Annotated in this window: 16 protein-coding genes and 1 pseudogene; 11 read left to right on the top strand and 6 right to left on the bottom strand. The window is 54.6% G+C overall.

The window, feature by feature from the left end:
• Positions 1-248: 248 nt before the first annotated feature.
• From AK2_RS13645 to AK2_RS13625, 5 genes are all read left to right on the top strand, one after another.
• Positions 249-1,172 (top strand): ABC transporter ATP-binding protein, encoded by a 924-nt coding sequence (locus tag AK2_RS13645; protein ID WP_067935537.1) that lies wholly within the window; start codon positions 249-251, stop codon positions 1,170-1,172.
• Positions 1,173-1,591: 419 nt separating this feature from the next.
• The gene (locus tag AK2_RS13640; protein WP_067935533.1) at positions 1,592-2,275 is read left to right on the top strand and encodes a hypothetical protein; all 684 of its coding nucleotides are present in this window, start codon (positions 1,592-1,594) and stop codon (positions 2,273-2,275) included.
• Between the two features lie 266 nt (positions 2,276-2,541).
• Entirely contained in the window at positions 2,542-3,201 is a 660-nt protein-coding gene (locus tag AK2_RS13635; RefSeq protein ID WP_067935530.1) for a GntR family transcriptional regulator, read from the top strand.
• A 163-nt stretch (positions 3,202-3,364) separates the two neighbouring features.
• On the top strand, positions 3,365-4,759 hold the full coding sequence (locus tag AK2_RS13630; protein ID WP_067935527.1) for an MFS transporter: 1,395 nt from the start codon (positions 3,365-3,367) through the stop codon (positions 4,757-4,759).
• A 372-nt stretch (positions 4,760-5,131) separates the two neighbouring features.
• A complete protein-coding gene (locus tag AK2_RS13625) occupies positions 5,132-6,487 on the top strand; it encodes an MmgE/PrpD family protein (protein ID WP_083521211.1) in 1,356 nt (451 codons plus the stop codon).
• Between the two features lie 158 nt (positions 6,488-6,645).
• Here the strand turns inward: AK2_RS13625 and cysK are convergent, their stop codons facing one another.
• On the bottom strand, positions 6,646-7,605 hold the full coding sequence (cysK, locus tag AK2_RS13620) for a cysteine synthase A (protein ID WP_067935521.1): 960 nt from the start codon (positions 7,603-7,605) through the stop codon (positions 6,646-6,648).
• A gap of 746 nt (positions 7,606-8,351) precedes the next feature.
• Between cysK and AK2_RS13615 the strand changes: the two genes are divergently transcribed.
• On the top strand, positions 8,352-9,560 hold the full coding sequence (locus tag AK2_RS13615) for an MFS transporter (protein ID WP_067935517.1): 1,209 nt from the start codon (positions 8,352-8,354) through the stop codon (positions 9,558-9,560).
• Positions 9,561-9,633: 73 nt separating this feature from the next.
• On the top strand, positions 9,634-10,377 hold the full coding sequence (locus AK2_RS13610) for an SDR family NAD(P)-dependent oxidoreductase (RefSeq protein ID WP_067935514.1): 744 nt from the start codon (positions 9,634-9,636) through the stop codon (positions 10,375-10,377).
• 46 nt (positions 10,378-10,423) lie between these two features.
• On the opposite strand, the gene AK2_RS13605 is transcribed toward AK2_RS13610, so the two are convergent.
• Entirely contained in the window at positions 10,424-11,161 is a 738-nt protein-coding gene (locus AK2_RS13605; RefSeq protein ID WP_067935511.1) for a hypothetical protein, read from the bottom strand.
• A 439-nt stretch (positions 11,162-11,600) separates the two neighbouring features.
• On the opposite strand from AK2_RS13605, the gene AK2_RS13600 reads away from it, so the two are divergent.
• Genes AK2_RS13600 through AK2_RS13585 form a run of 4 tightly spaced genes read left to right on the top strand, consistent with a single transcriptional unit; the run spans position 11,601 to position 16,996 of the window.
• Positions 11,601-13,100: a PTS mannitol transporter subunit IIBC gene (locus AK2_RS13600; protein WP_067935507.1), complete on the top strand. Its 1,500-nt coding sequence runs from the start codon at positions 11,601-11,603 to the stop codon at positions 13,098-13,100.
• A 43-nt stretch (positions 13,101-13,143) separates the two neighbouring features.
• Positions 13,144-15,402: a BglG family transcription antiterminator gene (locus AK2_RS13595; RefSeq protein ID WP_067935504.1), complete on the top strand. Its 2,259-nt coding sequence runs from the start codon at positions 13,144-13,146 to the stop codon at positions 15,400-15,402.
• A gap of 5 nt (positions 15,403-15,407) precedes the next feature.
• On the top strand, positions 15,408-15,842 hold the full coding sequence (locus AK2_RS13590) for a PTS mannitol transporter subunit IIA (RefSeq protein ID WP_067935500.1): 435 nt from the start codon (positions 15,408-15,410) through the stop codon (positions 15,840-15,842).
• Positions 15,842-16,996, top strand: coding sequence for a mannitol-1-phosphate 5-dehydrogenase (locus tag AK2_RS13585; RefSeq protein ID WP_067935496.1), 1,155 nt, complete (start codon positions 15,842-15,844; stop codon positions 16,994-16,996). Before AK2_RS13590 ends, AK2_RS13585 begins: the two co-directional genes overlap by 1 nt.
• Before the next feature lie 381 nt (positions 16,997-17,377).
• Here AK2_RS13585 and AK2_RS13580 read toward each other — a convergent pair whose 3' ends face one another.
• From AK2_RS13580 to AK2_RS17205, 4 genes and pseudogenes are all read right to left on the bottom strand, one after another.
• Positions 17,378-18,253, bottom strand: coding sequence for a carbohydrate ABC transporter permease (locus AK2_RS13580; protein ID WP_217994707.1), 876 nt, complete (start codon positions 18,251-18,253; stop codon positions 17,378-17,380).
• A gap of 5 nt (positions 18,254-18,258) precedes the next feature.
• Entirely contained in the window at positions 18,259-19,152 is an 894-nt protein-coding gene (locus AK2_RS13575; protein ID WP_067935491.1) for a carbohydrate ABC transporter permease, read from the bottom strand.
• Between the two features lie 67 nt (positions 19,153-19,219).
• Complete coding sequence (locus AK2_RS13570) at positions 19,220-20,557, bottom strand: extracellular solute-binding protein (RefSeq protein ID WP_067935488.1); 1,338 nt, start codon at positions 20,555-20,557, stop codon at positions 19,220-19,222.
• A 132-nt stretch (positions 20,558-20,689) separates the two neighbouring features.
• Positions 20,690-20,912, bottom strand: a pseudogene (locus AK2_RS17205) (ISLre2 family transposase); the annotation flags it as partial.

The raw sequence follows: 20,912 nt of genomic DNA, 5'->3' as shown, positions 1-20,912 counted from the left end.
TAATTGGGATTTCAAGTAAAGCGACCCTGCATATATTCAGCTAATGGGGCGTTAATGCAGTAATGCTTCGGAGTCGGTTCTAAATATACAGTAGTGCGTAGTCTTAAGTCTCTGGACTCTCGGGTAGGATACCACAAAAACAATTTCGTTTGATTTCGATTGAGTTATTGAAAAAATCGGGCCACTAAGGAAGACATGATGTTCTCGTTGCGTATCCGACACGTCGATGTTCAGGAGGTTAGTTCTTCATGGCAAAAGACATAGTGGTTGAAATTCGGAATCTCACCAAAAGAATCGGCAATAAGACCATTGTCGATAATTTATCGTTCGACATCCCAAAAGGAGAAGTATTCGGTTTGTTAGGTCCGAACGGAGCGGGGAAAACGACCACGATCCGGATGATGGTCGGACTGATGTCCATCACAAGCGGTGATGTCTTCATTGACGGGCTAAATATCCGGAGCGACTTCCGAGAAGCTATGAAACGGATCGGTTGCATCGTTGAAACCCCGGAAATGTATAAATTTCTCACCGGCTATCAAAACCTGCTGCACTTTGCCCGGATGTCATCCGATATCTCCCGAGAGCGGATCAACGAAGTCGTGGAACTCGTAGGATTGAAAAAGCGGATTAACGATAAGGTCAAAACCTATTCCCTCGGAATGCGTCAACGCCTGGGGTTAGCCAAAGCGCTTCTACACAAGCCTTCAGTACTCATTCTTGATGAACCTACAAACGGGCTCGATCCGGCTGGCATTCGGGAACTTCGAGATCATCTGCGCAAATTGGCTAACCAGGAAGGTCTAACGGTCATCGTGTCGAGTCACTTGCTTTCCGAAATGGAGTTGATGTGTGACAGGGTGGCAGTTCTTCAGCATGGGAGGCTTATCAGCGTAAAGCGAGTCCATGACATGGTCAGTGGTACTAACGAACAAATCACGGTGTTCGATGTGAATCAACTGGACCACGCCGAGAAAGTGATCTCCGCCACTGTGAATCGACCGGCTGAAACAACAAACCATGGTTTGGCGGTGCGTGTTACTCGTGAGGAAACATCGCAGGTTGTCGAAGCCCTCGTGGCTGCAGGCATTAAAGTGTATTGGGTCAACGTGCGAACCAAGACATTGGAAGAGTCCTTCTTGGAACTGACAGGAGATAGTGATCTCGTTTAACCTGATTTTAAATGAAAATATACCGGAGACCGCGCACATGGATGCCTGTCTCTGTTCTGATTGTCTGTGATTTATCATTACAACAACATCAGAGGGACTATTGTCGCGATTCTCCTTTGTCAGCGTTCATTGCGCTTACGGCTGTGGTCACTTTAGATGTGCTGCGCGGCCATGATCGCACTCAAGTCGTGTCATGCTGATATAATGAAAGTCACCTATGATTGCATCACAGATGACTTCGGCGAGTCCACGGCTGGACTCTACAAGTGGTTTGAATCCGCTAATTGTGTTTTACAGTCAACCATTCATGATTTTTTCACAAGATCGGATAATGCGGTAATTATTCTATTCGGATGTTGACAAAGTTAACAAAGAAGGTGCGCTATGGCTATTCGCTCATAGGAAGAGAGGACTAACCTATGCGAAAAAAGCATTCCAGAAGCTACGATCCAATTCAACATGAACTTCAGGAACTTAGTGAAGTGGTTCGCCATGTGCGACGGTGGCCTTTTTCCATCGCTGTATTGGTCATTGGCATGCTGGTTAGTGTTTTATCGGGGAATCTCACACCGGGACCAAACTGGGGCCTGCTCGTGTTTATCGGATGTTTGTTGATACCACTTTATGTTGCGATACTTCGCGGTCACCATGTATGGACGCGAAGAATAGGGATCCTTATCACATTCATTGTCACGGTCGGGGTACTTATTAGTGTGATTCTACTCGTCATCGCATTGTTTCATCACACCGAAGGCGCACTCGCTTTGTTCCGTGACGCGGCTATACTTTGGTCAGCGAATGTCCTTGTGTTCGCGGTTTGGTACTGGGAGGTAGATCAAGGCGGTCCAATCCGTCGGCATGCCCATCAACCTGAGTTACGTGACTTTCTTTTTCCACAGATGACATCCAATCTGCCTGAATGGGAAAGCTGGACCCCCAATTTCATCGACTATCTATTCCTAGCGTTCAACACCAGTACAGCGTTCAGTCCGACAGACACGATGGTTATGTCGCGTCGCTGCAAAGTACTGATGATGGCCCAGTCTTCTATATCGCTGATGATTATCGCAGTATTAGCCGCGAGGGCCATCAATATTGCGTAACCGTAGGGCAGTATAATCGGGTTATCAAATCAAAATATTCCATATTTCCTTCGCCTCGCGACAGCGCCCCATTCCATCTAACTGTTCATCGTTGTAGAAAAGGGGGACAATAACGTTTCTGGATATCTGGAACTCACTATCCGTTCGCTTAAAATGTGCCTTTTTGAGGCTGGACGGACTCGCTCATATCAGCCTGAATGACCTTGTGTCGTTGACACTGGACTGTAACATCAATATAATCTTATAAATGATAATTAATAAAATAGGTGGTGCCGGATATTAACAGAACGTTATCTCAAATTGCTTACACTAGCTTGAAAGAGCAATTTATAAAGGGAAAATACTTGCCAGGCACAAGGCTGTATGAGGAAAAAATCTCCGCTGAGTTTGAAATGTCCTTGACACCTGTAAGGGAAGCCATGAAACAGTTTGAATCGGACGGTATTGTTGTACGAAAGGAGCATCGCGCCTTATTTGTACGTAATTTTTCCTGGGAAGAGGCGAAAAATGTATATGACCTGCGCAGGGTGCTAGAACCGTGCTCTATAGAATTGGCTGAATACCGTGTTGATCCAACTGTTCTGCGGATGTTAGACAGCTTGATCCATGACCAGGAATCGGCGCTGCGACGGGGAGACCATGAGCAATTGCAATTTCTTAATTATAAATTTCACGTGACATTAGCGAAATTGAGCAAGAATGAGCTCATGGAAAACATGGTTGAACGACTGTGGATGATGGTTCCGCTTCTGCGAGCAGTAGCTTGGACGCACAGTCAGGAACGACCAATTGAGGTTTTACAAGAACACCGGATTATCGTGGATACTTTGACGGAGGATCCGTTTCAGGCGGTGGAAGCAGTGAGAACCCACGTCAATCACAGCTGGGATCAAGTTAGAAATGCTCTAAAAAAAGTCTTGCGCTAGTCGGAAGTATGTGGAGGGGGTGAGGCCTGAAATTGAATGCAAGTGCTTTTACTGAGGAGGTGATATTATAATTTATAAATTATAGAGTAGAGCGCTGCAGATACGAGCCACAAATGGGGGAGTCTATCGATCAAAATATAAAATCAATGGGAGAGTGGGTTCAGTGGCTGAATTTGAGTATGAATCTGTTGTTCAGCGACGGCTTGATAGCGCTCACATTTCATCCATTCACACAAAGATCAATGTGTTAATCGCGGCTGGAATGTTTATCGACGGCATTAATTTATATATGCTGAGTCCGATTCTGGCCCTCTTTGTGGTGTCAGGATTTTCGAATGTAAATCAGAATGCGAATATATTGTTCTATAATTTCTTGGGTTTAGCGATAGGTTCCATTGCCTCGGGGTTGGTCGCTGATCTTCTCGGACGTCAGAAGATGTACCAAATTAATCTGTTTGTGTTCGGCACTGCCTCCATACTGGCTGCGTTGATGCCGAATGTCGTGTGGTTCACAGTGTTTCGCTTTATCATTGGCCTGGCATTGGGCGGTGAGATCATCACGGGATACTCAACCCTGGCTGAGTTTGTTCCTCCCCAGCGCCGAGGGGTGAATAACAACCTGCTCAATGCCGTTGTCAGCATCGGTCAGCCCGTTTCTGCGTTCGTAGGGCTTGCCTTATTGCCTACCATCGGATGGCGTTGGATGTTCGCGTCTGTCGGAATCATGGGGCTGATTGTGTGGGCGCTTCGAAAAACGTTGCCTGAATCTCCGCGTTGGCTGGAGAAAAAGGGTTATGTCACGATCGCGAACGCAATTGCAGAGGGAATCAGCAAGGGCGAATACTTGCGGAAAATTCGAGAGAAAGTGGAGAGTTTAGGAGAAGCAAACAGAACAAAGACTAAATTGTCTTTGACCAAAAAAGACCTGGGGTTCGTGAAGTTGTTCAGTCCACGGTTGATAAGAAGGACTATCATTGCAATTTTATTGCAATGTGTGCAGCTCTGTGTTGTCTTTGGCTTCGTCTCTTGGGTCCCCACGATGTTCGTTTCTGCCCATTTCACACTGGCGCATTCCTTGTATTATACAGCTGTAATGGGGATCGGGCTGCCATTGGGAGGTTTGATAGGTGTCTTCTTTAGTGATTCCGTGGGGCGGAAATCTGTCATGATTGGGGCTGGAGTTTTAGGGTGTGTCTTTGGAATTTTGTATGGAGTTACATTGACTCATGGCGGAAATCCTGTTGTCATCCTATTGATGGGATTCCTGACCGAGGTCATGATTATGGCGTTTGGCGGGGTCAGTATTTCGACGTATTTGCCGGAGTTATTCCCAACTGAAGTGAGAGTCACTGGAGTGGGGCTAGCTGTCGCCATTGGTCGGGTTGCAAGCGCTGTATTTCCATATGCGGTGGTGTTTGTTTTACACAAATACGGTGTCGAGTGGGTCTTCGCCATGATTGCGGCCGTGTTGGGCGTCGGCGTCGTTACAGCGGCCTTTGGAGAAGAAACAAATAAAAAGTCATTGGAGGATATCGAAGGGAGAGTCGTCTCGGGGTAAGGATGCCAATGGGCATCTAGCGACAAACGGAATCGCACCCATTTCGAATAGAAGGATGATTTTTCCACAGGTTTTGAGGGTGATGACGCAGTGTCCAGTAATTCGGGAACTGTCGAGAATGCACAAGAGAATGAGATCATCGTTTCGAGATTATAAGTTATAATTGTGAGCGGATGTTTCGACGAAGAAGCCAAGTGGCCGATTTGCGTGTTGACGAGCAGGCCGCAAGCGGGGGACGCGTATCTGATACTGTTCTTAAATCTATTGTCCGACAGATTGCGTCTCCCATGCCTGCACGTTCATTGTTCTTTACGTCCTCCCAACTGACACGAAATGAACCAACATCAGAACAGAAAGGGTTGCTGAAAAACGGTGGAGAGAAGTGTACATGCGCTTGAGCAACTGTCACGGTGGGCATTAAGTGTGAAGAGCGAAGACATTCCGTGCGAAGTCATAGAACACGCCAAAAAGTCACTGGCCAATTGGATTGCAGTGACGTGGGCTGGCCAGGAGACGGATGAGGGGCGAATCTTCTGTGGCGATACGGCTCCGGGATGGTCTTTTGGGCCGGGAACCGCGATTGCGATTGGCGTTCGTGACCGTGTCAGTCCGATGAATGCTGCTTTCATCAATGGTGCGAACGCTCATGTTTTAGACTTTGACGACACGCATCTTGCAACCGTCATTCATCCCAGTGCGCCGGTTTTTGCTGCGCTGTTGTCGGTCATTCGCGAAGACTCTACAGCAAGCGGGCTGGATGTTCTTAGCGCTTTTTCGGTTGCATGCGAATTGTTCATTCGCATAGGAATTGCTGTGAATCCCAAACATTACGATGCCGGTTGGCATATCACTGCAAGCCTCGGTGGATTCGGCGGGGCATTCGCAATAGCGAAGCTGATGAGTTTTTCTCTCAAACAGACCGTGAACGCAGCCGCGTTGGCGGGTTTGGGGACAAGTGGATTTCGCGCTGCGTTTGGCACTATGGGCAAGCCATATCAGGTTGGATTGGCAGCGAGCAATTCAGTGTTGGCGGCTGAAATGGCCAAAATGGGTGCCGATGGTCCTGCGAATTTTCTTGAGAGTGACCGGGGATTGGCCATCACTACAGATCGAATAGACTATTCGGTCTTTAATGATCTCAATGAGAGATGGCACTTTATGGATAACAGCTTCAAGCCATATCCGTGCGGTGTCGTCACTCATCCCATTATTGACGGGGGAATTGAGATTCATAACCTTGGCATTTCGGCGGATAGCATTGAAGAAATCGTTGGACTCGTGCATCCACTTGTCAACGAGTTGACCGCCATTAAGCACCCGTCGGAGGGCTTGGATGGGAAGTTTAGTGCGACCTATCTGTTATCCCTGGCGATTATTGACGGGTTTGTTGTGCCTTCGCAGTTTTCCAAGGCGTGTATTGGGCGAAGTGAGATTCGGAATTTGATGGACAAGATAACGTTGCGGAGTTCCTCTCATGTTGCCAGGGACGCGGCGGAGTTGAAAGTTCAACTGAAAGACGGGAGCGAACGTGTTGTTCGCATTGACCACGCGTCCGGGAGTATCGATAATCCGCTAACTTGGGTGCAGGTGGAGGATAAATTTCGTCGCTTAACTGGAGCGTGGGGGAACACAAAGCAGAATGAGGTTTGGTCTCTCTTGAAAGATTTTGATTCTGTTCCGAAGGCATGGACTTTGCTGGAACTTATAGGGGAACTGTCTAGGAACTGAGACAGCTGGCGGCTATCGCTGCACGGAAGCCTTGTCATGAATCCACACAGATTTCCACAAATAAGGGGGCTGTCCCGGGGCGTTTGGCACCTTTGGGACAGCCCCCTGACGCTGGCTGTACAGATGTACAATCCCTTCTACGCTGACGGTCGACCTGATTATTGCTCGTCTTGGAACAGCGCAGTGGACAGATACCGTTCACCCGTGTCCGGCAGAATGGCGACAATCGTTTTCCCCCGGTTCTCAGGCCGGCTCGCTACCACAGAAGCCGCGTGCAGCGCGGCGCCAGACGAGATGCCGACGAGAATGCCTTCTTCCCGGGCCAACTTGCGGGCTGCCTGGAACGCCTCGTCATTGGAAACCTGCACCACGTCGTCATAGATTTTCGTGTTCAAAACATCAGGGACGAAGCCGGCTCCGATGCCTTGGATTTTGTGCGGACCAGGCTTGCCACCGGAGAGAACGGGAGAATCCGTGGGCTCCACGGCCACAGCTTGGAAGGACGGCTTGCGCTGTTTGATGACCTCGGCAACTCCCGTGATGGTGCCGCCGGTCCCGATGCCGCTGACCAGGATGTCCACTTTGCCGTCGGTATCCGCCCAGATTTCCTCCGCTGTCGTCTGACGGTGGATCTCCGGATTGGCAGGGTTTTTAAATTGTTGCGGCATGAAGGCGTTGGGCGTGCTCTTCACCAACTCTTCTGCCTTTTGGATGGCGCCGCTCATGCCTTTGGCCCCTTCGGTCAAGACGAGTTCGGCGCCAAGCGCCTTCAGCAGTTTGCGGCGCTCTATACTCATGGTCTCCGGCATGCACAAGATGCACCGGTAACCCTTGGCCGCGCATACGAACGCCAGGGCAATACCTGTGTTGCCGCTTGTGGGTTCAATGATAACGCTGTCCTTGTTGATCAAGCCCTGCTGTTCGGCCGCGGTGATCATGGCATAGCCGATACGGTCCTTGACACTCCCGAGCGGGTTGAAGTACTCCAGCTTGGCCAGCACCTCGGCGCCAGTGGCATCGCTGATCTGGTTGAGCCGGATGAGCGGGGTGTGTCCAATCAGCTCTGTAATGTTGCGGGCGATTTTTGGACGCTCCGGCGTCCCAAGCGACTTCGACATGACATCAACCTTCCTTTCTTGGGGACAAAACAACTGACTCGTACACATTATAACGAAATCATGGAGGTTTGACCTCAGTAATTCATTGTTTTTTGCCAGGGAAAGTATACAAAATGATTTAAGCGGGGGACAGACCTGGAAAGGCAAAAAAAGTCCCACTCTCGCGGAGTGGGAGTCATGGGAAGTGACGCATGGACGATTCGAGGGAGTAAAGCACGGGAGCGATGCTTACGCCCGTAGCTGAATCGTACCGCCAATGCTGCTCTGGATCAACTTAATTTGTAATAAAACATTACAAATATAAAGTGATCTGTAGGTCAAAGGTGCAGGTGTGACATGAAATGTGACGTTGGGGATCGGGCTCATGCGCCTGTGGCCAATTGGGTACCCTATGTTTCATCACAGTACGAGGAGACCGGACTCATGAATGCGAAACGTGTGGCGGCGATTGTCATCTTGATTGCGGTCATTTTCTTTCTGATGCTGGAGGCGCAGGAGTTTATTCACTTGGACATTTGGTCGCGCTGACGACAGAAGGCTTGATGGCAGCTGCTACGGGGGCCATCGCTGTGGAGATGTTCCCGTCGTGGTACTCTGCAGCGGTGTGCAGAGGGGGCTCCATCTTTCATTTCACGGAAACTCGGCCGCGCGCAAGCCGTGCGCAACATGTGAGATTCTTCGACCTGAAAAACCCTGTAGTAATGTAGAATGGGGAGAGAACACACAGGGTAAAGAGGCGATACGGCATGGAGACGTGGCGGCGGAACCTGGCGGTGTTGTGGATTGGGTGTTTGGTCACCTCGGCGAGCTTCTCTATGGTCATCCCGTTCCTCCCCCTGTTCCTCATTCAGATAGGCGTGCACACGCACACCGAAATGTGGTCAGGCCTGTTGTACAGCGCCGCCTTCGTGGCCGGTGCCATCGCTTCTCCGTTCTGGGGCTCCATGGCGGACAAGTACGGCCGCAAACCCATGATTGTCCGGGCGGGGTTTGCCTTGTTCGTTATCTACGTGCTCACCGCTTTCACCACAAACCCCTACGAGGTGTTGGCCCTGCGCATCCTGCAGGGGCTGTTGTCCGGATACATCCCAGGCGCGATTGCGCTGGTCGGCACCAACACGCCGGAGAATAAGGTGGGGTACGCTCTCTCGATGATTTCCGCCGCGACGGCCACCGGCGGCATCGTGGGGCCGCTTTTAGGCGGGGGCCTCTCCCACCTGTTCAGCAATCGGATCGCTTTCGCCAGTGCGGGCGTCCTGGTGTTTTGCTCGACACTCCTGGTCATCTTCTGGGTGACGGAGGACAGGTTTAAGCCGACTCAACAGCGCACGTCTGTGATCGCGTCGTTTCGGGACGCGTGGCACAACAAACCACTTTTGTCCGCTTTCGGGCTCAACGCCTTCACCGCCTTTTCCATCATGACCGTCGAGCCCGTACTGACGCTGTACGTCGCCCAGTTATCCGGTTCTGTGCGCAACGCCTCGCTGCTATCCGGGGTGGTGTTTTCCCTCGCGGGTATCGCTAGCGTGGTGTTTGCCCCACTGTGGGGCAAATTGGCGGACAGGACCACCTTTCGGCGCGTGTTGCTGATTGGCCTGATTGGTGGGGGCTTCTGGACCCTCGCCCAGATTCCGTTCCACCAGGTGTGGACGTTTGCCCTTGTTCGGTTTATCTACGGGGCGTTTTTCTGTGCGGTGTTTCCGGCTATCAACGGGCTCGTGGTGCGCTTCACCACGCCTGATTTTCGCGGGCGCGCGTTCGGGCTGAACCAGACCGCCAACCAAATTGGTAACACGGTCGGACCCTTGGTTGGCGGATGGATTGGCGGCGCCTACTCCATTCACAGCCTGTTTTGGTGTACCGGCGGGTTGTTGCTGATGGTTGCCGGGATGGCCTGGTTTGCGACCGGCCGCCAGGCGATGAAGAGGGTGAATAAAGCCAACGTTGGTATGTGAAGGTGCGCAGAGGCAGCCTGCGGAACGGCCGCATGAAATCGCCAAGATACTTGCAACAAGGAGGCACGCGTTTATGGCAGGACTATTCACGGAAAAAGTGGTATTGGTGACCGGGGCCGGGAGGGGCATCGGTCGGGCGGTGGCAACGGCATACGTGGAGGCGGGGGCGCGCGTCGTCTTCGCCGACCGAGACGCGCAGCTGCTGGACGAGGCGACTGCCCAACTATCTCCGGACTCTGTTACGACCGTGGTCTGTGACGTGCGTCAGGCCGAGGCCGTCACACGGCTGGCGGAAACCGCCGCCGCCCGGTTCGGGCGGATCGACATTCTCATCAACAACGCGGGCATTGGCATCTGGAAATCGCCGCTGGAACTGACTGTGGAGGAGTGGGACGCGGTGCTTGAGACCAACCTGCGGGGAGCGTTTTTGTGCGCGCGCGAGGTGGCAAAACGGATGCCGGAGACGGGGGGCGCCATCGTCAACATCGCGTCGACGCGGGCGTTGATGTCCGAGCCCAACAGTGAAGCCTACGCCGCGTCCAAGGGCGGGATTGTGGCACTCACCCACGCGCTGGCTGTTTCCCTCGGCTCGAAGCGCATTCGTGTCAACTGTATCAGTCCAGGGTGGATTGAGACAGGTGATTACGGCGCGCTGACTCAGGCGGATCATGCTCAGCACCCGGCGGGCCGGGTAGGTAGGCCAAGCGATGTGGCCCGGGCTTGCTTTTATCTGACCGACCCCGCGAACGACTTCTTAACAGGTGTCAACCTGGTGCTGGACGGTGGCATGACGCGCAAGATGATCTATATCGAATGACAAAAGGCCGCCCGGCACGGGCGGCCGATGCGGCTGAGACGAAAAGTTACTGATACGCGCGGCTGTTGTAATTCGCCTGGCTGGGGCCTCGGCGGTCGGTGGCTTGGTGATCCGCTTGCAGCACCTGCTGGACGCCGGGGTTGCCGTAATTCTGCCCATACGGCGCATTAGTCGGAGCGTTATAGTTGGCGTAGCTTGGGGCCTCGCGTCGGTCGGTGGCCTGGTGATCAGCCTGTAACACCTGCTGCACGCCCGTGTTGGAAGCGTAGCTGTGGCCAAACTGGGCGGTCGGCCGGGCATTGTAGTTGGTGTGGCTCGGTCCGCGCCAGTCGGTCGCCTGGTGGTCCGCCTGCAGCGCCTGCTGGACACCCGTGTTCGACGCGAAGTTTTGTCCGTATTGGGCGCCTGCAGCTTGGGAGCTGTAATGGGTGTAGCTTGGGGCCTCGCGCCGGTCGGTCGCAGTCCCCCGGTCCGCCTGCAGCACCTGTTGCACAGCGGCGGACGAATAGGTCTGCGGCTGGAGTTGATGGGACGGATTTTGTTGGGCAAACGGTGCATACCCCGCAAACTGGTTGGTTTGCAGACTGGACTGCTGAATCGATTGTGCAATCCGGTCGCACAGTTGGACACATTGCTGGAGCTGCTGTGCGGCTTGAGATTCTTTCGCCGCCATCGTCGCGCCCGTCGGCGACTGTTGGAGTATCTGCGCGTTGTGCTGTTCGTCGGCCGCCAGCTGCTGGCAAATCGAGCGGATTTGCTGCAGTTCTTGCAGAGCCTGGTGCATTTCCAGTCCTCCCCTTATTTTCGTGCGAGATCATGAGACCTCTCACCTAATCTGTGCTTGGCCGACAAAGTTATGCAAATCCAGCCACCTCGCAGCGTTCCATTTTTAACCAGATGGACGGGCCTAGGCCCTAATAATCTCCGCTTCTCCACTTTCCTTTCCTGAACCCACATGATTCCTGCTGTCCGGGAGCACGTTAGGTACGGACAGCCCTCACCCACCGTCTGCCCCTCTCTGGGGCGAAGCAGGGGTACAACCTGTTTGACGGCAAAAGGATGGGCAATGAAGGTGGTGCTCTTGCCATGACTCTCTTCAGTTTTGTCGCCAACCGGCGCGCCAGCTCTGAATTTGTTTGCGTTGACCCCGCCTTGCACCCCTCGTAGAGTAGACGTGTCACCAGATGGTATCTCAGCACTCATACATGAAGGGGGATTCATATATGGCGATTCCAGCCTCGGCCATGCCAGGCCCCAGCGGCGGGGCACGCACCGCCCTGCAGCGATTTGGTGGCTTCTTGGCCGGCATGGTGATGCCCAACATCGGCGCATTCATCGCGTGGGGACTGATTACCGCGTTTTTCATTCCTTCTGGCTGGTTGCCCAACCCGAAACTGGCGCAGCTGGTCAATCCGTTCGTGAACTTCCTCATCCCGCTGCTCATCGGTTACACCGGCGGCAAGCTTGTGCACGGAGAGCGCGGCGGCGTTGTCGGCGCCATCGCTACAGCCGGCGTGGCGGTCGGATCATCCGTACCTATGTTCATCGGCGCCATGATTCTGGGGCCGCTTGCCGGCTACTTGATGAAAACGTTCGACAGGGCGGTCAAAGACCGCATTCCGGCGGGGTTCGAAATGCTGGTCAACACGTTTTCGGCCGGCATCCTCGGCGGTATCCTCGCCATCCTGGCGTTTTTGGTTGTGGAACCGGCGATGACCGCCCTGTCGGCGGCGCTCGGCGCTGCGGCGCAGTGGATAACTTCGATTCACCTGCTGCCGTTGATTGCGATTTTCATTGAGCCCGGTAAGATTCTGTTCTTGAACAACGCCATCAACCACGGTATTCTCGATCCGCTCGGCCTCCAGCAAGCAAAGGAGACTGGAAAGTCCATCTTCTTCCTTCTGGAGACGGACCCAGGTCCCGGTTTGGGCGTCCTGTTGGCCTACTGGCTTTTTGGCAGAGGCAACGCGCGGCTGTCTGCTCCGGGTGCCATCTTGATTCAGTTCTTCGGCGGCATCCACGAGATTTATTTCCCGTACGTGCTGATGAAGCCGATTCTCGTGCTGGCGGTCATCGGCGGGGGTATCGCGGGCGACGCGACGTTCATGTGGACGGGCGCGGGCTTGGTCGCGACGGCTTCACCGGGGAGCATCATCGCGGAGATCATGATGTCGCCGCGCGGCGGCCTGTTCCCTGTGCTGTTGGGCATTTTCGTCGCGGCGGCGGTGTCGTTTGTGATTTCCAGCCTGCTCCTGCGCACGGGGCAAGGAGCGGAAGACAACCTGGACGAAGCGAAAGAGCGGGTGCGCGGCATGAAGCTGCAGAGCAAAGGTCTGGCCGCCTCAGCCCAGGCCGAGTCGGTTCCGGAGGCGGCAGACCGCTCCATCGCATCAGCGGAGCGCGCCATTGGGCAGGAGCCAACGGATACCCTCACCGAGGTACCCAATCGCGTGGTGTTCGCCTGTGAGGCGGGCATGGGTTCCAGCGCCATGGGAGCGTCCATCCTGAAAAAACGCCTGCAGGCCGGAGGATTCAACATGGACGTGACGCACGTCCCGGTCAACCAGATTCCCTCCGACGCGACGGTCGTTTTCACCCAGCAGAGCTTGGTGGGGCGCGCCCGGCAAGTGGCCCCGCACGCCAAAATCTACGTGGTCGACAATTTCTTGGACAAGGCGACGTACGACGCCTTTGTCGAGGACCTCAAGCGCATCTCGGAGTGAGCGGGGCTCGCGGGTGCGTTGAACATGCACGGGAGCGATACCTATGAACCGGCATCTTTCGGCCCGCCAAGCGTTCCTCCTGCGGGCCGCCGCGCGACCGCAGGGCGCTGACATGGTGGCATTGGCCGAGCAGCTGGGGGTCAGCCGTCGCACCCTGCAACGGGACCTGCGTGCGGTGGCAGCGTATCTGGACGGTTTTGGCGCTTCACTCGCCAGTGACGAGGCAGGCATATGGCGCTTGGCGGGTCCAGCCGCCGCCATCGATCAGGCCGTGCGTGGCGCCCCGCGAGCACGTTGGCCGCTGCCGCTGGGGCCGGCGGACCGGGCCTGGCTGGTCGCGGCGGAACTGCTGGCGGCGGGCGGACCGGTCAAGCTGGCCTACTTCAGTCGCCGTCTCGATCTGGCTCCGGCGAGCGTCAGCCACCTTCTGGACGGCCTGGAGGAGTGGTTTGCCCAGTACCACCTGCGTTTGGTACGCCGGCGCGGATACGGGGTGGAGGTGGCCGGAGAGGAGCGGCAGCGGCGGTTGGTTCTGGCGGAGTTGGTGCACGACCGGATTCGCCCGGAGGACCTCATGCTGTTCCTGCGCGACCCAGTTTCTCAGACATCCGCAGGCGCTGCCCATGCGGCGGGGGCGGAGATGCCCGACGCACGCCTCGATTTTCTCGTCCGCTTCTTTGGCCCCGAAGAGGTGAAACGGGTCTATCAGGTGGTTTCGGCAGAGCTGTCCGAGCTCGATCCGCCCCTTGACGAAGCCGGCTTTGCATCCTTCTTGCTGCATGTGCTGATTGCGCTCGCCCGGTTGCGCGAGGGCCGGAGCCTCGTCGACGCACCTGCCGATGAACCTGCTTTGCACCAGTCTGGAAGGGGTGCCCGTTCACATGCGCGTCCGAGGGAAAAGGGGAAAGCTGCCCGCGGCTCGCGCACGGAAGCGGGAGGGGCGAACAGCGTCCGGATCGGCGTGGACAGCTCCCGCCTTCAGGACGGTATCCGCCTGAAGGAGGAAACCCGCGATCGCAGGCTGGTCGGCCGCATCTTGGAGCAGCTTGCGCCGGATGCGGCCGGATTGGCATGGGAGGCCGAAGCCGCCGATTTGGTCACGCACCTGCGCGGCGCCAAGGTGCAACTGACCCAGCGGGACCAGCTGCTGCCCGCCAACGTGACTGCTCTCGAGTTTGCGCATCGTTTAGCCGAGTCCATCGGCCGACAGGTCGGTGTCCCGTTGCAGGCGGATCGGCAATTCACGACGGCCTTGGCTCAGCACCTGGAGCCGGCGATGCACCGGATGGCCGCCGGGTTGTCCATCCGGAATCCCCTGCTTGATGAGGTGCGCCGGCGCTATCCAGGAGTGTATGCGGCCACCCTCGCCGCCAGTCGCGAGGTGTTTGCCACAGCAAAGCTCGACGTTCCGGCGGAGGAGGTCGGATTTTTGGCCATGCACGTAGGGGCCGCGCTGGAGCGCCTGCGTGTGCAGCAGCGGCCGCGGGCGCGCATCGTCTGCCCCAACGGCATCAGTTCGGCGGAACTTCTAGCCAGCCGCGTGCGAGCCGAACTTCCGCAGCTGGAAATTGTCGGAGTGGGGGCGGCGGGACACGGGCAGGCCCTGGACTGCGACTTGATATTGAGCACCGTGCCTGCCGACGCCCAGGAGGTGGACGTGCCGGTTGTGGTGGTCTCCCCGTTTCTAACCCAGGAGGAGATTGACAGCGTCCGCGCCGCAATCAACGAATTGACGGCCCGGCCACAACGGACTGGAGTGGAGGGCGTGCCGCCGCCCAGCCTGCGCGCGGCCGGCCAACCGATGCAAGGAGCGACGCCCCGCCATCCTTCGCCGACGGCTCGCCGGTGGGCAGAACCCGGATTGGATGTGTGGTCGACCTCAGCCTCCTGCGTGGAAGACCTGGTCCAGCAAATTTCCCTGCGGGTGCAAGATTTGGCGGGCGCCTCTGCCGCCTTGGTGCGGGAGGCGCTGTGGCAGCGGGAGCGACAGGGCAGCGTGGTGCTGCCCGGTGCGGCTATGGCGCTTTTGCACGCACGCACCGTGGATCTGTGTGTTCCGTATATCGGCGTCGTCCGTCTGCGGGAGGCGGTCTTCATGCGCGCCCTGGGAGAGCATCCAGAGCCGGTGCGGACGGTGCTGGTTCTGTTGGCCCACCAAGACGAGCCGCCCGCGGTGCTGCAGCGGCTCGGCCGGTTGAGCCGAGCGCTGGTGGAAGACCCGCAGTGGGTCATTGATTTGCATGCAGCCGATGCCGAGGATTTGACGGCAAAGGCGCGGCGCATCATGGAGACACAGGAGTGAGAGAGATGAGGGAACTGACAGAACAAGACGTGCTGCTGCGCGTCCCGAGCGAGGACAAGTACGACGCAATTCGTCGCGTGGGGCAGAAACTAGTGGACAATGGCTACGTGGAGGCCGGCTACATCGACGGGATGATTGCCCGCGAACAGAGCATGACCACATACATCGGCAACGGAGTCGCGATCCCGCATGGAATGCCGGAATCGGTCCCTCTCATCCGTGAATCGGGCATTGTGATTGCACAATACCCGCAGGGTGTGGACTTTGGCGGCGGGAACGTGGCTCGGCTGGTGATTGGGATTGCTGGGCGCGGCGAAGAGCACGTCGAGGTACTCGGGAAGATCGCCACGGTGTGTATGGAGGAAGATAACGTCAAGGCCATGGTCAGCGCCGCCAATGCCGGTGAGATTCTCGACATCATCCGGCGGGAGGGCCTGTGATGAAGGCTGTCCACTTTGGCGCTGGCAACATCGGCCGCGGATTTATCGGGCAGTTGCTGCACCAATCCGGCTACGAATTGGTGTTTGCCGATGTGGCGGACACGCTCGTGGATGAGATCAACAGGCGTGGACGCTACCGCGTGTGCATCCTGGGAGAATCCATGCAAACCGAATCTGTTACAGGCGTGCGGGCGGTGCGCTTACATTCTTCCGAATGCGTGGATCACGTCGCCGATGCGGACGTGGTGACTACGGCCGTAGGTGTCGATAACCTGGACGCGGTGGCCGATGTCCTGGCAGAAGCCATCCGTCGGCGCGCCATGTCCGGCAGGGGCGGCTACCAAAACGTGCTTGCGTGCGAAAACGCGCTGTACGCCACCCATCAGCTGAAACAGTCCGTATGGGCGCGGTTGGACGAGTCGACGCAAAGCTTTGCCGAAGAACACATTGGGTTCGCCAATGTGGCGGTGGACCGGATTGCTCCCAATCACCGGCCGGAAGTGGGAGCCGAGCCGCTCGACGCGTTTGTCGAGTCCTTCTTTGAGTGGGACGTCGAACGCGGTGCGCTGAAAGGGGACGTAAAGATTCACGGAGTCCACCTGGTGGACGACTTGGGTCCGTACCTGGAGCGGAAACTGTTCTTGCTCAACGGCGCTCACGCCATCTTGGCCTATATCGGCTACTTGGCAGGATGCCGCACTATCGATGAGGCCACACACCACAGCCGAGCGGCAGACACAGCCCGTGGCGCACAGGCCGAGGTTGCGGCCGCCCTAGCGCGGAAGTATGAACAGACATTCACCGAAGCCGATCTGGCTGTGTATGCAGACCGAGTGTTTGAGCGGTTTCGAAATCCGTACCTGGGCGACGAGGTTGTCCGCGTCGGGCGCGACCCCGTACGGAAGCTGGGGCCCGAGGACAGGCTGGTTGCGCCGCTTCGACTGTGTCGCGCGTACGGCCTGCCCGCCGAGCACTTGGTCACCGGTATCGCCTCCGCATATCGGTTTGATTACCCAGGTGACGCCCAGGCACAGCGCCTGCAGGAGTCCATCCGGGAGCAAGGTATCGAGCGGATCGTGAGGTCCGTGAGTGGCTTGCAGGATAAGGCCCTCGTACGAGCAGTGGCGGTTGCTTATGACGAGTTGGCGAGATGACTAGAAGCATATAAGCCACCTGGTTGGGGTCCGATACCGCGCCACGGCGCGGTTCTTTCATGGATTCGACTCACTTTCCTATCGAAAAGGTAGGTCAAACTAGAGTCCTATCGAGATGGCCCGACCGTTAAAAGGCGTGGTATTGTCAGCCTTGGAAACATTAGTCAAATACTTGAAGTGGGGAGATGGAGCAGATGATCCGCCCCGTCAAGCCCTGGCTTTGTCCCGAAGCTGCTCAAATCCGACCGGTAGGAGTGACGTCAAGGGCGCCAGACCGAACGAGCGCAGCGACCCTTGACGGAACGACGACTTTCGATACCTTCTATGCCCCGAGAGGACAAAGCGATTACGTTCCATCTCGGTAATTGAAATGGGGATATCTTACTTACCGAATCCGGTCAACATACCACGGCGCAAGTATCGTCCGGCAAATATATACGCTAGGATAAGGGGCAGAGCCGAAAAAATAACGGCCGCCATTGTTACAGGGACGTCAATTGTATGCTCCCCTTGAAACTGCACAATAGCTAAGGGGAGGACTTGGACAGCTTTGTTCTGCGTAAGTACTAAGGGAAACAGGAAGTTATTCCACGATTGTATAAATTGATAAATCCCTACCGAAACAAGAGAGGGAATTGATAAAGGAGCTACCAGGTGCCAAACGGTCTGAAAATCGGAGGCACCGTCAAGCCCCATGGCCTCAAATAATTCCGTAGGTATATCACGTAGGAAATTTACCAAGATAAGCAGGGTCAACGGCAACCCGAACGCAACCATAGGAAAAATCATCCCAATCAACGTATCATACAACCCTAGCTTGAGGATTAACAGATAAACCGGGATGATGGCTGCCTGAATAGGCATGGCAAGCCCAACAAGAAAAATATTAAAAATCGTGTGTACTATTTTGCTCCTCGAACGGACAACCACGTAGGCTAGAAACAGAGCAAAGGTCACAATAAGAACCACGGCTGAGACAGATACTACGACGCTATTAAGGAAGTAATGAAAGAAACCGGCTTGGATCACTTGAACATAGTTATCGAGCGTCGGATGCAAGGGCGGTAACCATGGTTTCCCCATCAGGTAACCATTTTGTGTCCGGAGGCTGGTCATCAGCATATAAAGCAACGGATATACTGTTATAATCAGCCAAATAGTACCAAACGCAGTAAATGCAATCCCATAGCCGGATACCCTGTTGCGACGTTTATTATGCTTAACTTCCTGCTGGACGGTTACCATTGATGTAGACATGTCGGTCAGACACCCTCCATCTGACTTTCCATCTTGTTGAAACCGGTGAGCCTTAGAATGAGAATAGATAGTAGCAATCCGAAAGCGGCAAGGATGACAGCGATGACACTGCCCGCACCGATGTTCAGCTTCGTGAAGGCTTGTTTATACATATCCATGGCAAGGACCTGCGTCGCATCGCCCGGGCCGCCGTTTGTCACTACATAGATTAAATCGAAATACGTAAGCGTACCTGTGAGAATCAAAACAGTCGCCGTGATGATGGTGTACTTCAGTTGGGGCAGTGTGATGAAAAAGAACGCCTGAATCGGAGTCGCCCCATCCAACATTGCCGCCTCATAAAGCGACTCAGGGATTTGCCTGGCACCGCCTTGATACAACAGCGAATTAAAAGGTACAAACTGCCAGGCGATAATTAACGCAACAACGAACATCGCGATGTGTTGATTACCAAGCCAATTCTCAGAGCCATTCCCAATACCGAGGGCTTTCAGTAACGAGTCTAGCAATCCAAACTCGGGATCCAGAATGTATGACCACGTAATACCAATGGCCACAGACGAAAAAAGTAAGGGAATGAAATAGATGACCCCATACACAGCTCGGTGTCGTTGTTTTCCTGCCATAAATACACCAAGCACAAGACTTAGCGGGTTTTGGAACAGCCAACAAAGAATCATCAATTCAATCGTCAACCACAGAGAATGAAGCGCCTCTCCATTGCTGAAAGCATTTGCCCAATTAGCAAGACCAACCCATTGGGCCTGTCCGATACCGCTCCAATTTAGCCCGCTGTAATATACAGCAACACACATCGGAACGATGGCAAACACTCCGAAAAATACAATGGCAGGCAACGTCATCACCCAACGTTGCCAATTCATGCGTGTGCCAGGCATCCAATCACTCCTCACTGGAGATCATGACCAGGAAGGCGTGCCTTCCTGGTCGCTTGTTTAATCTTGCTTAATTCTGCTGGAGCTGCGTGTTCATGTCTGTCTCGAATTGACTAATCGACATCTGGCCTGCAAGTAGCTTTCCAAGGTCCGTGTCCAACTCGTTTCCTTCCGCGGCGGGAAGAGCCGTATCCCAGGATTGTTGGTAATATGGAGCGTTTTTCGCCAAGTTATAATAGAAGGTCTCATAAGACGCATCTTGCGACTGCTTCAACTGTGATTCAATCCCTTTCACTGCAGGAACATAACCTATAGCAAGGAGGTCTTTTACGTTATCCGAATCGAGATTGTAATTCTTAAGGAAGTTAATTGCAGCCTTGACCTGCTGTTGACTCGCGGACGTCGGGATAGAATAGTAGTCACTGGGGTTTCCGCAAACATCCGCGGGATTGCCTTTGCCACCCGGAACAGCAGGGAATGGGAACCATCCAAGTTGAGACATGAAGCTACTATCGCTGGTCTTAATTGCGCCATAGCCCCAACTGCCCATTAGCCACATAGCGGCCTTTCCGCTGTAAAGCAAAGCTGCATCAGATCCATCACCGGAACCGACGGAACTGAATCCCGGCTCAAAAGCGCCCGCCTTTACCAGTTGCTGCATCATAGTTAAGGCCTTTGTAATGACCGGATTGGACCAGGAACCCGCCTTGCCTGCGGCTATATCGTTGTATGGCTGTTGTCCACCTAAACGGTCTACAAGATATTCAAAGTACATGAGGTCAGGCCAGTTATCCTTTCCACCCAGAGCGATAGGGATGATACCCTTCGATTTGAAGAAGCGCACGTCAGAGAGAAGGTCATCCCATGTCTTTGGGGGCGTTAGATTATATTGCTGAAACAATTTTTTGTTATAGAAAAAGTTCACAGGCTGCATGTTCCCATATGGAATCCCGTAAATCTTCCCGTTAAATGTAACCGACTTCATTACCGACGGAAGGTACTTGTTCTTCCATGATGGGTCGGCGTTCAAATAAGGCGTCAAATTCAACACGTCGCCTGCCTTGATATAACTCTCAAGACGTCCTCCGCCCCAGTTCATGAAGATGGTTGGAGCTTTCTTAGCTCCCATTGCAATTTGGAACTTTTGCAGATACGGATTAGGCGCGATATACTGTGCCTGAATCTGTGCATTCGGGTTTGCCTTGTTGTAACGCGCTATTAATTTATTGTCTGTCTTTTCAGCCAATCCACTGTCAACACTCCAAAGTGTCAATGATGTGTGACTACTGCTACTACCGCTGCTGCTATTACTGCCATTAGAAGTGCCACCAGAACCGCACCCAACCGCAACAGTAGCCGCAATGGCAGCGCTTACGGCAACTAGAGACAGCCTCTTTGATCTGCTCACACTTTACACCCCTCAATATGTTTGGTTAACAAATAAACTATTTGAATTATAGATCTGTGACTTTCTCTTTTCAAGAAGAAAATCATTTGCGTCCGTGTCAAGTTCCGGTAGGTGAGACCTCACCGTCAGCATTCATGCAACCGTGAACGGAGACCGTACCAGCTCCCGCAGGACGTACTTGATCCACGGTCGGCTCGCGTGCGGTCCATCCAGCGCCGGCAGGTGTCCCTGCAGCCAGCTCTCTGCCGCCTGGCGCTTGCGCTCAGTCATTTTCCCACTGTCGAACACTTGTTTTAGTACTCGGGCCTGGCCCTCTTTCTTGGTGCCGTTGTCGGCCAAGTGATACGCCTCTCGA

The sequence above is a fragment of the Alicyclobacillus kakegawensis NBRC 103104 genome, assembly GCF_001552655.1.
GTDB classification, from domain to species: domain Bacteria; phylum Bacillota; class Bacilli; order Alicyclobacillales; family Alicyclobacillaceae; genus Alicyclobacillus_G; species Alicyclobacillus_G kakegawensis.
Note: the sequence above shows the minus strand (reverse complement) of the source record. Positions and strands in the feature narration are given on the sequence as shown.

Excerpts from the sequence above, each read along its gene's own strand:
- AK2_RS13640 (WP_067935533.1), top strand. The coding sequence starts at position 1,592 with ATGCGAAAAAAGCATTCCAGAAGCTACGATCCAATTCAACATGAACTT.
- AK2_RS13615 (WP_067935517.1), top strand. The coding sequence starts at position 8,352 with ATGGAGACGTGGCGGCGGAACCTGGCGGTGTTGTGGATTGGGTGTTTG.
- AK2_RS13580 (WP_217994707.1), bottom strand. The coding sequence starts at position 18,253 with ATGTCTACATCAATGGTAACCGTCCAGCAGGAAGTTAAGCATAATAAA.
- AK2_RS13600 (WP_067935507.1), top strand. The coding sequence starts at position 11,601 with ATGGCGATTCCAGCCTCGGCCATGCCAGGCCCCAGCGGCGGGGCACGC.
- AK2_RS13590 (WP_067935500.1), top strand. The coding sequence starts at position 15,408 with ATGAGGGAACTGACAGAACAAGACGTGCTGCTGCGCGTCCCGAGCGAG.
- AK2_RS13595 (WP_067935504.1), top strand. The coding sequence starts at position 13,144 with ATGAACCGGCATCTTTCGGCCCGCCAAGCGTTCCTCCTGCGGGCCGCC.
- cysK (WP_067935521.1), bottom strand. The coding sequence starts at position 7,605 with ATGTCGAAGTCGCTTGGGACGCCGGAGCGTCCAAAAATCGCCCGCAAC.
- AK2_RS13575 (WP_067935491.1), bottom strand. The coding sequence starts at position 19,152 with ATGCCTGGCACACGCATGAATTGGCAACGTTGGGTGATGACGTTGCCT.
- AK2_RS13585 (WP_067935496.1), top strand. The coding sequence starts at position 15,842 with ATGAAGGCTGTCCACTTTGGCGCTGGCAACATCGGCCGCGGATTTATC.
- AK2_RS13645 (WP_067935537.1), top strand. The coding sequence starts at position 249 with ATGGCAAAAGACATAGTGGTTGAAATTCGGAATCTCACCAAAAGAATC.
- AK2_RS13605 (WP_067935511.1), bottom strand. The coding sequence starts at position 11,161 with ATGCACCAGGCTCTGCAAGAACTGCAGCAAATCCGCTCGATTTGCCAG.
- AK2_RS13610 (WP_067935514.1), top strand. The coding sequence starts at position 9,634 with ATGGCAGGACTATTCACGGAAAAAGTGGTATTGGTGACCGGGGCCGGG.